Source organism: Thioalkalivibrio sp. ALE17 (genome assembly GCF_000425605.1).
In the GTDB taxonomy this organism is placed as follows: Bacteria; Pseudomonadota; Gammaproteobacteria; order Ectothiorhodospirales; family Ectothiorhodospiraceae; genus Thioalkalivibrio.
The window spans coordinates 16,842-31,612 of record NZ_KE384404.1; the positions used below are offsets into that span (position 1 = coordinate 16,842).

Here is a 14,771-nt window from a genome sequence, read left to right on the forward strand (position 1 = left end):
GGCAGGGTATTCATGCGACATTCCAGACACTCGATGCAGGGCGCGGGCGCGGTGACGATTCTTGCGCTGATCTTCCTCGCCCTGCTGGTTGGCACCTTCGTGATCAAGATGGGGACGCAGTACACCCAGTTCCTGACCGTGCGCTCGATCATGCAGGATGTGGCCACCCAGACCGGCGCCGCCGACAAGAGCGAGCGCGAGCTGTGGCGCGAGATCAATCGCCGGTTCCAGATCAATTCGGTATACGACGGGATCGGCGAGGACAACTTCAGCGTGACCGAGCACGGGGAGGGCCGCCGCCTGAACCTGGAATACGAGGTGCGCCGCGAATTCCTCGGCAACGTGGACGTGGTGGCACGCTTCTCGAACAGCGAGACACTCGCCCCTTGAGGAGGGCGGCGTCGATCTGTTGCATGCCTCCAGGGGTGTTTTCGTGAGTCGTGACTTTCGCAGCCTGCTGCCGCCGGCCGTGCGCGATGGCGAGGGTGTGGGCCAGGCGCTGACCCACCGCAGTGCCGGCGGGCGCAACAACGAGCGTCTCGAATTCCTCGGGGATGCCGTGCTGGGCCTGGTGATCGCCGACGCCCTGTACGAGCAGCTCCCGGACGCCCCGGAGGGCGACCTGACCCGCCTGCGTGCCGCGCTGGTCAATCGCGAGTCGCTGGCCGCGCTGGCGCGCGAGACGGGACTGGAGGGCACGCTGAACCTGGGCCAGGGCGAGCGCAAGAGTGGTGGTCAGCGCCGCGACTCCATCCTCGCGGATGCCGTGGAGGCCCTGATCGGGGTGACCTATCGCGAGGCCGGCATGCAGGCCGCGCGCGAGTTCACCCTGGCGCTTTACGCCGAGCGCCTGCAGGATCTGCCGTCGGCCGAGTCGCTGAAGGACCCGAAAACCCGCCTTCAGGAACAGCTGCAGGGCCGCAATGCGGAGCTTCCGGTCTACGAGGTACTGGAGGTGGCCGGCCCCGATCACAAGCGCCAGTTCACCGTGGCGGTGCACCTTCCCACCCAGGGCTGGGGGCAGCGCGGCCAGGGCTCCTCGCGGCGCCGCGCCGAGCAGGCCGCGGCCGAGGCCGCCCTGAAGCGCCTGCAACAGGTACAGGAACAATGAGCGAAACCGATGACCGCCCCGCGGGCGAATCCACGCGCTGTGGTCTGATCGCGCTGATCGGCCGGCCCAACGTGGGCAAGACCACGCTGATGAACCGTCTGGTCGGCGAGAAGCTGGCGGCGACGACCCGGCGGCCCCACACCACGCGCAACCGCATCCTCGGGATCGTGACCGAGGGGCAGGACCAGATCGTGCTGATGGATACGCCCGGCATCGACACCGAGCGCACCCAGCTCGTGAACCGCGTCCTCAACCGCACGGCCAGCCAGGCGCTGGCGGATGCCGACCTGGTCTGCTTCATCGTCGAGGCCGGCCAGTTCGGCCCGGGCGACGAGCGCATCGAAGAGACCATCCGGCATTCCGGGCGCCCGGCGCTGCTGGTGATCAACAAGGTCGACCAGTTCCGCGCGAAGGAGGACCTGCTGCCGTTCATCCAGGCCCGGGCCGCGAGCTTCGACTATGCCGGCGTGGTGCCGCTGTCGGCAAAGACCGGCTCCAATCTGGAGGGCCTGATCGCGGAGATCCGGACGCACCTCCCGCAGGGCCCGTTCCTGTACGACCCCGATCAGCTCTCGGATCGTCCGCAGCGATTTCGCGCCGAGGAGATGATCCGCGAATCCATGCTCGAGCACCTGGGGCAGGAGGTTCCGTACTCGGTGGCGGTGCGCGTGGAGGACTGGTCGGACGAGCCGCGCACGACACACATCGACGCGGTCATCCTGGTCGAGCGCGACAGCCAGAAGGGAATCGTGATCGGCAAGGGTGGCCAGCGCCTCAAGCGGATCGGCCAGGCGGCCCGCGTCCAGCTGGAAGAACTGCTGGAGCGCAAGGTCATGCTGCGTCTGACCGTGCGGGTGGAGGCCGACTGGACCCGCAACCCGCGGGCCCTGCGCGAACTCGGCATCGAAGAACCCCGATGAGGGCCCCGCGACGGGCATGAGTGGCGCGGGGTCGGCGGTCACCCAGGGGGTCGTGCTGCACGCCCGCCCGCTGCGCGAGAACAGCCGCGTGCTGGATCTGCTGACCGCCGGGAGCGGCCGCCTGTCGGCGGTGGTGCGCGGCAAGGCCGGGTCTGTCCAGCCGTTCGTGCTGCTGGATCTGGCCTGGCGCGGGCGCGGCGAACTGCCCACCCTCAGCGTCGCCGAGCAGCAGCGGGTCTTCCCGCTGACCGGACGGTCCCTGGTCTGCGGGCTGTACCTGAACGAGCTGATCCTGCGCCTGTACCCGCGCGAGGCCCCGATCCCGGAGGCCCTGCCCGCGCTGCTGTCCGCCTACGCCCGGCTGGCCGCGGGCGAACGCGCCGATACCGCCCTGCGTCGTGCCGAATGGGCCCTGCTTGCCCCGCTGGACTCCGGGCTGGAGCATGTCGAGCCGGCCGAGCTGGACCCGGATGGCTGGTATCGCTACGACCCGGAGGCCGGACTGGAGCCCGTGGCCGCCGGACGGGGCGAGGCGATCCCCGGTTCGGCGCTGCGGGCGCTGGCCACCGGGGAGGACGTGCCGGATAATCATGCCCGCGTCAGTCGCGACTTCATGCGCCGGCTGATCGACATCCACCTGGCCGGCCGGCCCCTGCGCACCCGGGGTCTGCTGTAGGCTTCGGGACCGCATCCAACCAAGGGCACCGCCTCATGTCGCATCCTGCTCCGCTCAAGCTCGGGGTCAATCTCGATCACATCGCCACCATTCGCCAGGCGCGGCATACGCCGTATCCGGACCTGATGCAGGCGGTGCGCCTGGCCGAGGCCAGCGGCGCGGACTCCATCACCCTGCACCTGCGCGAGGACCGCCGCCATATCCAGGACGACGATGTCTTCGGGATCAAGCCCCGGCTCAAGGTCCCGATGAACCTGGAGATGGCGGCCACCGAGGGCATGCAGGCGATTGCCCTGAGGCTGCGCCCGGAGGCGTGCTGCATCGTGCCGGAGAAGCGCGAGGAGCTGACTACCGAGGGTGGGCTGGATGCCGTGGGGCAGCTGGAGCGCCTGCGCGAGTTTGTCGCGCCCCTGACCGCCGCGGGGATCGAGGTCTCGCTGTTCGTGGAGCCGGATGCGCGCCAGCTGGAGGCGGCGGTGGCCATTGGCGCGCCGGTGGTGGAGCTGCACACCGGTGCCTATGCCAACGCCCGTGATGCGGCCGAGCGCGAACGCTTGCTCGCCGGCATTAACGAGGCCGCTGCCGCCGGCCGGGAGATGGGGCTGGTGATCAACGCCGGCCACGGGCTGGACTACGACAACGTGCGCCCGATCGCGGCCAACCCGGTTTTCCACGAGCTCAATATCGGGCATTCGATCGTCGCGCGGGCCCTGTTTACCGGCCTGCCCGAGGCGGTCAGTCACATGCGCGGGCTGATGGATGCTGCCCGCCAGGGGCTGCCGGCCGGGCAGTACCCGGTCTGAGCGCGATGATCCTCGGGATCGGGACCGATCTGGTGCAGGTCGCGCGCATGCGCGGCATGTGGGAGCGCCACGGCCGCCGCCTCGCCGAGCGCATCCTGCATCCGCTGGAGCGGGCCGATCTGCCATCCCATGAACCGGCCGGGTTTCTGGCCCGGCGCTTTGCCGCCAAGGAGGCGCTGGCCAAGGCGCTGGGCTGCGGGGTCGGGGCCGACATGGCGCTGGCGGAGGCGGGGGTGACCCATGACGCGCGTGGGCGCCCCGAATTCGTGCTGGCCGGGCGGGCCCGGGCCACGGCAGACCGCCTCGGTGTGCGCGCGATCCATCTCAGCATCAGCGACGAACGCGAATACGCCCAGGCCTTCGTGGTCCTCGAAGGTGGCGAGTAACCCGCCTTTCCCTCCGGGCGAGGTTGCCCGGGTTGGGGCGGCTCCCTAGAATGTGGCTCCTTATGCCTGCCGGTGTCCGCGGATGCCGTGGCAGGCCAGCCCTGAGCGAGCGACGGAGTCCAGTCAATGCCCTGGAACGAACCGGGAAACAACAACCGCGACCCCTGGAGTGGGGGTGGTGGCGGCCAGCGCGGTAGCGGTGGCGGTGGCGGGGGTGGCAATCAGCCCCCCGACCTCGAGGAGATGATGCGCAAGCTGTCGCGTCAGCTGAATGGTATCTTCGGCGGGGGCGGCAGCGGCGGCTCGGGCGGTTCCGGCAGTGGCGGCATGGGCCGGGGTGCCCAGGCCCTGGTCAGCCTCGGCCTGATCATCGCGCTGGTGGTCTGGCTGGCGTCCGGCTTCCACATCATCTCGGAAGGCGAGCGCGGCGTGGTGCTGCGCTTCGGCGAGTTCCAGCAGGTGAAGAACCCGGGGCCGGGCTGGCATCTGCCCTATCCCATCGAGCGCATCGAGATCGAGAACGTCGACAACGTCCGGACGCTCGAGCATCGCGCGCTGATCCTGACCGGCGACGAGAACATCATCGATGTTGATATCGCGGTGCAGTACCGCATCCTCGACCTGGTCGACTATCTCTTCAATGTCCGCAACCCGAACGCCACGGTGAACCGGGTGATGGAGTCGGCGATCCGCGAGCGCATCGGCAAGAACAACCTCGAATTCATTCTCGGCGAGGGGCGTGGCGAGATCGCCTCGTCCTCGCGCGTGGTGATGCAGGAGAATCTGGACGCCTACGGTGCCGGCATCATCGTCACCGCCGTGTCCATGCAGCAGGCGCAGCCGCCGGAACCGGTGCAGGAGTCCTTCGCCGACGCGATCCGCGCCCGCGAGGACGAGGTGCGCTTCCGCAATGAGGCCGAGGCCTACGCCAATGGCGTGATCCCACGGGCCCGTGGTCAGGCCGCCCGCATCATCGAGGAGGCCGAGGGCTATCGCGATCAGGTGATCGCCCGGGCCGAGGGTGATGCCTCGCGCTTTGACCAGTTGCTGGCCGAATACCAGCAGGCCCCGGATGTGACCCGGGATCGTCTCTACCTGGAGGCGGTCGAGGCCGTGCTCGAGGATTCGCGCAAGCTGATGCTGGACGTGGGCAGCAGCAACAACCTGATGATGCTGCCGCTGGATCAGTTGTTCCAGGGCGCCGCACGCAGCGGAAACAGCTCCGGCGACACACCGACACCGCGGCCGCTGGATACCAGCCGCAGTGTCTTCAACAGTGGCTCGGGTACGAGCAGCCGGCTGGGTGATCGCGACCCGGCCGCCCAGCGTTCGCGGGAGGTGCGCTAATGCTCCGCATAGCCGGTATTGCCGTGGTCGTGCTCGGTATCGTCGTTGCCCTGTCGACCTACACCGTTGACGAACGCGAACGCGTGATCAAGTTTGCCCTGGGGGAGATCCGCGAGGTCGACCCGGCCCCGGGCCTGCACTTCAAGTTCCCCCTGATCCAGAACGTCGAGAAGTTCGACGCCCGGATCATGACGCTGAATATCCCGCCGGATCGGTTCCTGACCTCCGAGGCGAAGAACATCATCGTCGATTTCTACGCCAAGTGGCGGATCGACGATGTCGGACAGTTCTACCGCGCCACGCGCGGCGACGAGCGTCTGGCCGAGGAGCGCCTGGCGCAGATCCTGCGCGACGGGATGCGTAACGAGTTCGCCCGCTTCGAACTGCAGGATGTGGTCGCTGGCGAGCGCCTGACGATCATGGGCGCGGTGCGTCAGACGGCACTGGAGACCGCTCAGGAGCTGGGCATCAATCTGGTGGATGTGCGCATCCGCCGCATGGACCTGCCCGACGAGGTATCCGAGTCGGTGTACGAGCGCATGCGGGCCGAGCGTCAGCGCGTGGCCCAGGACTTCCGGGCCCGCGGGCAGGAAGAGGCCGAGCGTATCCGGTCGCGGGCCGACCGCGAGCGCACGGTAATCCTGGCGAATGCCTATCGCGACTCCGAGGAGATCCGCGGTGCCGGTGACGCCCGGGCGACCGAGACCCTCGGGCGTTCGTTCGGCGAGGACCAGGAGTTCTTCCGCTTCTATCGCAGCCTGATTGCCTATCGCAACAGCATGAGCGGCGATAACAGTACCTTCATCCTGGAACCGAACTCCGAGTTCTTCCAGTACTTCAATGCCCCCGGGGGCGAACGTCCGGCGCCGCTGCCGCCCCGCTGAGCGGGGCGGAAACCGGGTGGCTGCGGCCGCCCCGAAGGTCGCCGTTTGCAACGGGCCCGGAAGTATCCGGGCCCGACTTTTGCCGGACGGCGGGCCGGGCGTGGTGGATGACAGGACAAGGACAGGGATGACATGACCGATATCAACCGCTGGTTGCTGCCGGACGGCCTGGAGGAGGCCCTGCCGGATGCCGCGCGGCGTCTCGAGGCGCTCCGGCGCCGCGTGCTGGACCAGTTCGACACCTGGGGCTACGACCTCGTGATGCCGCCCCTGGCCGAGTATCTGGAATCCCTCCTGACCGGGGCCGGGCATGCCCTTGATCTGCAGACCTTCAAGCTCACCGATCAGCTCACCGGGCGCATGATGGGTGTGCGCGCGGACCTGACCCCGCAGGTGGCACGTATCGACGCGCATCGCCTGCGGGTGCAGGGGCCGAATCGCCTGTGCTACGTGGGTACCGCCCTGCGTACCCGCGCGGACGAATGGTCCGGCTCGCGCAGTCCCTTGCAGGCGGGTGCCGAGTTGTTTGGCCACGACGGGATCGACAGCGATCTCGAGATCATCCGTCTGATGCTGGCCACCCTGACCGTCTGCGGCGTGGACCGCCCGAGCATGGATCTCGGCCATGTCGGGATCTATCGCGCCCTGGCGCGCGACGCCGGCCTCGACGAGAGCCAGGAGCAGGACTTCTTTGACCAGCTCCAGCGCAAGAGCGTGCCCGAGATCGACGAGACCCTGGCGGCCTGGCAGGCCTCCGGCATGGACCCGGTCGCCTGCGCGCGCCTGCGGGCGCTGGTTGATCTCAACGGGGACGCCACGGTACTGGACGAGGCCCGCCGGGCCCTGGACGGCGCACCGACGGAGGTTCAGACGGCGCTGGATCACCTGCAGGCCGTGGTCGCGCGCCTCGAGGCGGGCGAGCCGGGGCTGGACCTGCACCTGGACCTTGCGGAACTGCGCGGCTACGCCTATCACACGGGGCTGGTGTTCGCCGCTTTCGTCCCGGGTTCCGGACAGGCCATCGCCCGTGGGGGGCGGTATAACGACATCGGGCGGGTATTCGGCCGGGCGCGGGCGGCGACCGGGTTCAGTACCGATCTGCGCGCCTTCGTGCGTCGCGAAGGCGGAGTGGCGGCCCCGACCCGGGAAAGCGTGCGTGCGCCGGCCAGCGGCGATGCGGCGCTGGAGGCCGCGATCGCGGACCTGCGCGCACGCGGGGTGCGCGTGGTGCGCGAGCTGGATGGCCAGGACAATGAATCACCCGCCGGCGCGCGTCTGGAGCAGGGCGACGGCGAATGGACGGTAGTGGAGCATTGATGACGATGGGACGTTTTGTAGTCGTGCTGGGCAGCCAGTGGGGGGACGAGGGCAAGGGCAAGATCGTCGATCGTCTGACCGAGGATGCGGCCGCGGTGGTTCGGTTCCAGGGCGGGCACAATGCCGGCCATACCCTGGTGATCGGCGGCGAGAAGACCGTTCTGCACCTGATCCCGTCCGGCATCCTGCGCGAAGGCGTGGAATGCATGATCGGCAACGGGGTGGTGCTCTCGCCCGAGGCCCTGATTACGGAGATGGAGGAGCTGGAGGCCAAGGGGGTGCCGGTCGCCGACCGCCTGCGTCTGTCGGATGCCTGCCAGCTGATCCTGCCCTACCACGTGGCACTGGACCATGCGCGCGAGAAGGCACGCGGCAAGGCGGCCATCGGGACGACCGGGCGCGGCATCGGGCCGGCCTACGAGGACAAGGTGGCGCGTCGCGGCCTGCGTCTGGACGACCTGTTCCACCGCGAACGCCTGGCGGCCAAACTGGGCGAGGTGATGGACTATCACAACTTTGCGCTGAAGCACTACTTCAAGGCGCCGACCGTCGATCAGCAGGAAGTGCTGGAGCAGTGCCTGGCGCACGCCGAACGACTGCAGCCGATGGTCACGGACGTGGCCGGGCGACTGCACGCGCTGCGCGAGCAGGGCAAGGACGTGATGTTCGAGGGCGCCCAGGGCACGCTGCTGGACATCGACCACGGCACGTATCCGTTTGTGACCTCGTCGAACACCACCGCGGGGGGCGCCTCCACCGGCTCCGGGGTGGGCCCGCGGGACATCGACTACGTGCTGGGGATTACCAAGGCCTATACCACGCGCGTGGGGGCGGGGCCGTTCCCCACCGAGCTGTTCGACAACATGGGCGAGCACCTTGCGCGCCAGGGCAACGAATTCGGCTCGACCACCGGGCGTGCGCGGCGCTGCGGCTGGTTTGACGCGGTCGCGCTGAAGCGGGCGGTCCAGGTGAACACGATCAGCGGCCTGTGCATGACCAAGCTGGATGTGCTGGACGGGCTGGAGAGTGTGCAGATCTGTGTCGGCTATGACTGTGGTGGCGAGCGCCGCGAGGTGCCGCCCTCCGGGGCCGAGGCCTATGCGGCCTGCACCCCGATCTACGAAGAGATGCCGGGCTGGGCGGAGTCCACGGTCGGGATCCGCGAGTACGCGAAGCTGCCGGCGAATGCGCGCGCCTATCTGGAGCGGCTGAGCGAGGTCGTCGGGGTCCCGGTGGATATGGTCTCCACCGGCCCGGATCGCGACGAAACCCTGGTGCTGCGCGACCCGTTCGACAGCTGATATCCCGCCCGGACGGTCGGGGCGTCAGCAAGCGCGGGCTTCGGTGATGCCCCGGCCCGGGGGTCCGGTGCCTGTGCACGCGGGTGCGCATGACGCGTGTGTATGAAGCGGCGTCGAGGTTTGCCTATGTGGCATGCGAATGGCCCGGGTGAATGCTCCACGGGCCGCGCCCGCGAAGGCAGCGCCCACGAAAAAATCCACGCCATCCATGTGGATGCCGCGCGTTACGGGGTGGTTCAGGGAGTGTGTTGAAGCAGAAAAATGGTGCCGAGGAGAGGACTTGAACCTCCACGGGGTTACCCCCACTAGCACCTGAAGCTAGCGCGTCTACCAATTCCGCCACCTCGGCACGAGGGACGACACAGCGGTGAAAACCGAGTGTCCTGCGCTTCAGGAGCGCGCAATATAGTGCGCGCCCGCGAGGCTGTCAACGCCCCGGGGGCCGAAATTCGCCGTCCGGGACGGGCGCCGGCGGGCCGGCGCGAAGCCGCGCTGCGCAACAAAATTCTGCATGCCTCATAATGGGCGCTTCGGGAAGCGCCGATTCATGTACCCGCTGGTGTTGCGGTCCGCTGGTGTCGCTCCGCTACACTGCACTCACCGCGCCTTGATCGCACGCTGGAAAGCGGCTCGAGCGGGAGCGGGCACCTGAATCAGCGTTTCCCTTGCGCGCCCGGCCGGTTCCCGGCGAAGGGCTGCCCATTGCAACATCCACAGAGTTCACTGAATGCCAAGACAACGTCGCAAGACCCCCGCCGATCCCAACTTCGAGCGCGAGGCGCAGAAGTACGACAACCCCATCCCCAGCCGCGAGTTCATCCTCGGGCTCCTGCAGGAAGCCGACAATCCGCTGTCCTACGACGAGATCGCGGAGCGGCTGCAGATCGACGATGACGATCGCCTCGAGGCCCTGCGCCGCCGCCTGAAGGCGATGGAGCGCGACGGCCAGGCCCTTTGCAATCGCCGAGGGGCCTATCTGCCGGTCAACCAGGAAGATCTGATCCGCGGCCGTGTGATCGGGCATCCGGACGGCTTCGGCTTCCTGGTGCCGGACGAGCAGGACGACGATCTGTTCCTGTCGCCCAAGCAGATGCGCGGCGTATTCCATGGCGACCGGGCGCTGGCCCGGGTCATGGGCGTGGATCGCCGCGGCCGCCGTGAAGGCGGGATCGTGGAGGTCCTCGAGCGCAACACCACCCAGGTGGTCGGGCGCCTGAAGATCGAGGACGGGGTCGGTGTCCTGACCCCGGACAACAAGCGGATTACCCACGACATCCTGGTGCCGCCGGACGGCCTGGGCGAGGCGCAGGACGACCAGATCGTGGTGGTGCGTATCCGCGAATCCGCCTCGCGCACCGCGCGCCTGAAGGGCGATGTGCTGGAGGTCCTGGGCGAACACATGGCCCCGGGCATGGAGATCGACATCGCGATCCGTGCCCATGGCCTGCCGCACGAGTGGCCGGACGAGGTCACGGCCGCCGCCGACGCACTGGGTGCCGAGGTCGCCGAGAAGGACAAGAAGGGCCGTCTGGATCTGCGCGAGAAGCCGTTTGTCACCATCGATGGCAGTGATGCCCGCGACTTCGACGACGCCCTGTACTGCGAGCCGGAGGGCAAGGGCTGGCGCCTGTGGGTCGCGATCGCCGACGTGTCCCATTATGTCGAGCGCGATGCGGCCCTGGACCGCGAGGCCCGCACCCGCGGCACCTCGGTGTACTTCCCCGACAACGTGATCCCGATGCTGCCGGAGGCCCTGTCCAACGGCCTGTGCTCGCTGAACCCGAAGGTGGATCGGTTGAGCATGGTCTGCGAGATGGAGATCGGCGCGCGCGGGGCGCTGAAGAGCTATCGCTTCCACGAGGGCCTGATCCGCTCGCACGCGCGTCTGATCTACGACGATGTTGCGGCGATGCTCGACGGCGACACGGCCCTGCGCGAGCAGAACGCCCATGTGATGCCGCATCTGGAGACCCTGCACAAGGTCTTCAAGTCCCTGCACGCAGCCCGCAATCGCCGCGGCGCGATCGACTTCGACACCACCGAGACCAAAATCGTATTCGGCGAGGACCGCAAGATCGAGCAGATCGTCCCGACCGAGCGCAACGATGCCCATCGCCTGGTCGAGGAATGCATGATCATGGCGAACGTCGCGGCGGCGCGGTTCCTGAAGAAGCACAAGGTGCCGGCGCTTTATCGTATCCACGACCAGCCACCGGCGGAGAAGGTCGAGGAGCTGCGCGAGTTCCTGAATGGCGCGGGCCTGAGCCTGGGCGGCGGGGCCGAACCCACACCGGCCGACTACACCGCCGTGCTGAAGGCCGCCCGCCAGCGCTCGGACCAGCAGCTGATCCAGACGGTGCTGCTGCGCTCGCTGAGCCAGGCGGTGTACGCCCCGGAACTGGACGGGCACTTTGGTCTGGCGCTGGACGACTACGCGCACTTTACCTCGCCGATCCGGCGCTATCCCGACCTGCTGGTGCATCGTGGCATTCGTCATGTGCTGCGCAAGGGCAGTGGCAAGGCGTTCCCGTATTCGCACAGCGACATGGAATCGCTGGGCGAGCACTGCTCGATGGCGGAGCGGCGCGCCGACGATGCCACCCGCGATGCCGAGGCCTGGCTGAAGGCCGAGTACATGCAGGACAAGGTCGGGGAGACCTTCACCGGCGTGGTCTCCGGCGTAACCGGGTTCGGCCTGTTCGTCGAGATCAAGGATGTCTACATCGAGGGCCTGGTCCACGTGACCAGCCTGGACAATGACTTCTACCACTTCGACCCGACCCGTCACACCCTGACCGGCGAGCGCGGCGGGCGGGTGTTCCGCATTGGGGACGAGCTGCAGGTGCAGGTGGCCCGGGTGAGTCTGGATGATCGCAAGATCGACCTCGCGCTGGCCGGGGAACCGGGCAAGCCGAAGCCGACGGACGCGCCGCCGAAGAAGCGCAGCCGCCGCAGCAAGCGCCGCAAGGATGCCGAGACCGCCCCGGCCGAGGCCGCGGTGGAACCAACTCCGGCCAAGCCGGAGGCCCCCGCCGCCGACGACGAGGCCCCGGCACCGAAGAAGAAGCGTCGCCGTCGCGGGGGTCGCCGCCGCGGTTCGGCCTCCGGTGACACGACCCCGGACCCGGCCCCCGAACCGGGGAACGAGGCGGCCCCGGTGTCCGACCCTGACGAGGGTATTCCCGATGCCCCGGAACCCGGCAACGAGGCGGTCCCGCCGCCGCGACCGGAGGCCGACAAGGACGGCAACACCATCGTCGAGTCGGAGCCGCAAGCCCAGGCGGCGGGCAAGAAGCCCGCGGGTTCCGGCCGTCGCCGCAGCCGTCGCCGGCGTCCCTCCTCGTCCTGAGGTACCGCCCGGTGAGTGCGCAGGGCCATCCATCGCGAGGCGCGGCATCCCCGCGCGAGCGCGCGGCGGGTTCGCGGCCGGCTGTGTCCCGTGGAGGGGTGCGGTGAGCAAGGGTGGCAAGGGCAGCCGCGCGGAGACCTTCGGCGGTATTCATGCGGTGGCGGCGGTACTGGAGCGTGCTCCGGAACGGGTGAAGCGCCTGCAGCTCGCGACCGACCCGGTCGAGCCCGCGCTGGAGCGCCTGCTGCATCGTGCCCGCGCCTGCGGTCTCGCGGTGGAGCGGGTGGGCCGCGAGCGCCTGGACCAGCAGCATCCGGGGTTCCAGAACCAGGGCGTGATCGTGCACTGCACCCCGCGTCCGGTGGTGGATGAAAAGACCCTGATCCAGCGGGTGCGCGATGGTCTGGACCTCGTGCTGATTCTCGATGGGGTGACCGACCCCCACAACCTCGGCGCCTGCCTGCGCACCGCCGATGCGGCGGGGGCCGGCGCGGTGATCATGCCGCGCCACCACAGCGCCGCCCTGACCCCGGCGGCCATCAAGGTGGCCTCGGGCGCGGCCGAAACCGTGCCGGTGGTAACGGTCGGAAATCTCGCGCGGACGCTCGCCTCGCTCAAGCAGGCCGGTATGTGGACCGTCGGCCTCGCGGGCGAGGCCGGGGAAAGCCTCTACGCGCTGGACCTGCGCCCGCCGACCGCGATCGTGATGGGGGCCGAGGGCGAGGGCCTGCGCCGGCTCACCCGGGAGGCCTGCGACCACCTGGCCGCCTTGCCCATGCACGGGACGGTGGAGAGCCTCAATGTCTCCGTGGCCACCGGGGTAACCCTGTTCGAGGCGGTGCGCCAGCGCCAGGCCGGCGCGCCGGACTGAGGGCGTCGGCCGCCTGGCCTGTTCGTCGCTTGTTGTTGTCGCCCGCTTCGGTTATCGTATCGCGCCTTTCTGCCCCGCGGGCGCGCCCGCGGGGTTGAACCCTTGCCTCACCGCGCGTGGACGGGAGGCTGATACCCGAAAGGAGTTCCCGATGCGTCACTACGAAGTTGTATTCCTGGTCCACCCGGACCAGAGCGAGCAGGTCCCGGCGATGATCGAGCGCTACAAGGGCCTGGTCGAAGGCCACGAAGGCAAGATCCATCGCCTGGAAGACTGGGGCCGCCGTCAGCTGGCCTACCCGATCCAGAAGCTGGTGAAGGCCCACTACGTGCTCATGAACATCGAGGCCTCGGAAGAGGCGATGGAAGAGCTCGCCAGCGCCTTCCGGTTCAACGATGCCGTGCTGCGACACCTGGCGATGCGCATGGAAGAGGCTGTGACCGAGACCTCCCCGCTGGCCAAGGGCCAGGAAGAGGAAGGCTCCAAGGGCCGTCGCCGCGAGCGTGACGACGAGGGCGGCGAGTCCGCCTCCGATGATTCGGCCGCTGCCGAATAAGTCCCGCCCGTTCGTTGACCGAATTTTTGAAGGAGAGTTGAGATGGCCCGTTTTCCGCGTCGCCGCAAGTACTGCAAGTTCACCGCCGAAGGCATCGATTACATCGATTACAAGGACCTGAACCTGCTCAAGGGTTTCGTCACCGAGACCGGCAAGATCGTCCCCAGCCGAGTGACCGGCACCAGCGCGAAGTACCAGCGTCAGCTGGCCACCGCCGTGAAGCGCGCGCGCTTCCTCGCCCTGCTGCCGTACAGCGACAACCACTAAGTCTCGTACCGGTTCGCCGGGGGCCGTCGCCATGCGCGCACTGGCCGAATTCGCGATGAAGAGCCGGGGCCGCGCCGTGGGCGCGGTCTCCGGTTTTGGTGTGGCGGGGCTGTTTCTGCCGCCGGTGGCGCTGCTTGGCAGCGCGCTGGTCGCCCTGGTCGGGCTGCGCATTGGCCTCGGGCAGGCACTGCTGGTGATCGCGCTGTCCGCGCTCGTGCTCGGGGTCGCAATGTTTGCCCTGATGCCCGAGGCCCCGCTGTTCGCGGGGGTGGTGGCCGGGGTGGTGCAATGGGCGCCGGTGGCGCTGCTGGCGGAGCTGCTGCGACGGACCGTCTCGTGGCGCAGCACGCTGCAGGCCGCCGCCGGGGTCGCCGGGTTCGGGGTGCTGGCCGTCCATATGCTCGTCCCGGATCTCGAGTCCACCTGGGCCGAGGCCGGGATGAGACTGCTGGGGCCCCTGGTCGAAGGTAGCGAGACCGGTCCGCAGGAACTCGAGGCGGCGTTGCGCCGCGCCGCCCCGTACCTGACCGGGCTGTTTGCCGGGATCCTGCTGCTGAGCCTCACGCTCTCGGTGCTCCTGGGTCGCTACTGGCAGGCGCTGCTGTACAACCCGGGGGCGTTCGGCGAGGAGTTTCGGGCACTGCAGTTCGGGCGCGCCACAAGCGCGGCCACGCTGCTGCTGGCGGGGATCGGCCATCTGGGCCCGGTGCCGCTGGCGACCGAACTGGCGTTCATCCTCGCGGTGCTGTTCTTCCTGCAGGGGATCGCGCTGATGCACGCGCTGACCTTCCGTCAGGGCATGAGCAGCTTCTGGCTGGTGGGGATGTACGTCCTGCTGGCGCTGGCGATGCCGCAGATGTTCCTGCTGCTCGCCACCATCGGCGTCATCGACGCCTGGGCGGACATTCGCTCGCGGCTGGGCCCCGGCTCCGCATCGGGTGGGCAGGGCGGCGACAACAATCCGTGAGACCGGTCCGAGACCG

15 protein-coding genes and 1 tRNA gene are annotated in these 14,771 nt (G+C 68.7%); 15 read left to right on the forward strand and 1 reads right to left on the reverse strand.

Annotated elements, in window-relative coordinates; all coding sequences use genetic code 11:
• The first annotated feature begins 33 nt into the window (after positions 1–33).
• From H609_RS0111000 to H609_RS0111045, 10 genes are all read left to right on the forward strand, one after another.
• On the forward strand, positions 34–390 hold the full coding sequence (locus H609_RS0111000; protein ID WP_018867225.1) for a DUF4845 domain-containing protein: 357 nt from the start codon (positions 34–36) through the stop codon (positions 388–390).
• A 43-nt stretch (positions 391–433) separates the two neighbouring features.
• Positions 434–1,111: a ribonuclease III gene (gene rnc / locus H609_RS0111005; protein ID WP_018867226.1), complete on the forward strand. Its 678-nt coding sequence runs from the start codon at positions 434–436 to the stop codon at positions 1,109–1,111.
• Positions 1,108–2,031, forward strand: coding sequence for a GTPase Era (era, locus tag H609_RS0111010; protein ID WP_018878318.1), 924 nt, complete (start codon positions 1,108–1,110; stop codon positions 2,029–2,031). The genes rnc and era overlap by 4 nt, the downstream gene beginning before the upstream one ends.
• Before the next feature lie 16 nt (positions 2,032–2,047).
• Positions 2,048–2,707, forward strand: a complete 660-nt coding sequence (locus H609_RS0111015) for a DNA repair protein RecO (RefSeq protein ID WP_018867228.1) — start codon at positions 2,048–2,050, stop codon at positions 2,705–2,707.
• Between the two features lie 35 nt (positions 2,708–2,742).
• Complete coding sequence (gene pdxJ, locus H609_RS0111020) at positions 2,743–3,510, forward strand: pyridoxine 5'-phosphate synthase (RefSeq protein WP_018867229.1); 768 nt, start codon at positions 2,743–2,745, stop codon at positions 3,508–3,510.
• A gap of 5 nt (positions 3,511–3,515) precedes the next feature.
• The gene (gene acpS, locus H609_RS0111025; protein ID WP_028484966.1) at positions 3,516–3,896 is read left to right on the forward strand and encodes a holo-ACP synthase; all 381 of its coding nucleotides are present in this window, start codon (positions 3,516–3,518) and stop codon (positions 3,894–3,896) included.
• 126 nt (positions 3,897–4,022) lie between these two features.
• Positions 4,023–5,243, forward strand: coding sequence for an FtsH protease activity modulator HflK (gene hflK, locus H609_RS0111030; RefSeq protein ID WP_018877081.1), 1,221 nt, complete (start codon positions 4,023–4,025; stop codon positions 5,241–5,243).
• Positions 5,243–6,127 (forward strand): protease modulator HflC, encoded by an 885-nt coding sequence (gene hflC, locus H609_RS0111035; protein WP_028484967.1) that lies wholly within the window; start codon positions 5,243–5,245, stop codon positions 6,125–6,127. Before hflK ends, hflC begins: the two co-directional genes overlap by 1 nt.
• Before the next feature lie 132 nt (positions 6,128–6,259).
• A complete protein-coding gene (locus H609_RS0111040) occupies positions 6,260–7,444 on the forward strand; it encodes an ATP phosphoribosyltransferase regulatory subunit (RefSeq protein WP_028484968.1) in 1,185 nt (394 codons plus the stop codon).
• Positions 7,444–8,745 (forward strand): adenylosuccinate synthase, encoded by a 1,302-nt coding sequence (locus tag H609_RS0111045; RefSeq protein ID WP_018877083.1) that lies wholly within the window; start codon positions 7,444–7,446, stop codon positions 8,743–8,745. The genes H609_RS0111040 and H609_RS0111045 overlap by 1 nt, the downstream gene beginning before the upstream one ends.
• A 262-nt stretch (positions 8,746–9,007) precedes the next feature.
• Here the strand turns inward: H609_RS0111045 and H609_RS0111050 are convergent.
• Positions 9,008–9,094 (reverse strand) — tRNA-Leu (locus H609_RS0111050).
• A 378-nt stretch (positions 9,095–9,472) separates the two neighbouring features.
• Between H609_RS0111050 and rnr the strand changes: the two genes are divergently transcribed.
• From rnr to H609_RS0111075, 5 genes are all read left to right on the forward strand, one after another.
• On the forward strand, positions 9,473–12,094 hold the full coding sequence (gene rnr, locus H609_RS0111055; protein WP_028484969.1) for a ribonuclease R: 2,622 nt from the start codon (positions 9,473–9,475) through the stop codon (positions 12,092–12,094).
• 103 nt (positions 12,095–12,197) lie between these two features.
• The gene (rlmB, locus tag H609_RS0111060) at positions 12,198–12,965 is read left to right on the forward strand and encodes a 23S rRNA (guanosine(2251)-2'-O)-methyltransferase RlmB (RefSeq protein WP_018867236.1); all 768 of its coding nucleotides are present in this window, start codon (positions 12,198–12,200) and stop codon (positions 12,963–12,965) included.
• A gap of 151 nt (positions 12,966–13,116) precedes the next feature.
• On the forward strand, positions 13,117–13,521 hold the full coding sequence (rpsF, locus tag H609_RS0111065; protein ID WP_018867237.1) for a 30S ribosomal protein S6: 405 nt from the start codon (positions 13,117–13,119) through the stop codon (positions 13,519–13,521).
• Positions 13,522–13,563: 42 nt separating this feature from the next.
• Positions 13,564–13,788 carry a 30S ribosomal protein S18 gene (rpsR, locus tag H609_RS0111070; RefSeq protein WP_017940974.1) on the forward strand — a complete coding sequence of 75 codons (225 nt, stop codon included), beginning with the start codon at positions 13,564–13,566 and terminating at the stop codon, positions 13,786–13,788.
• A gap of 31 nt (positions 13,789–13,819) precedes the next feature.
• Complete coding sequence (locus H609_RS0111075; RefSeq protein WP_018878326.1) at positions 13,820–14,755, forward strand: hypothetical protein; 936 nt, start codon at positions 13,820–13,822, stop codon at positions 14,753–14,755.
• Positions 14,756–14,771 lie beyond the last annotated feature (16 nt).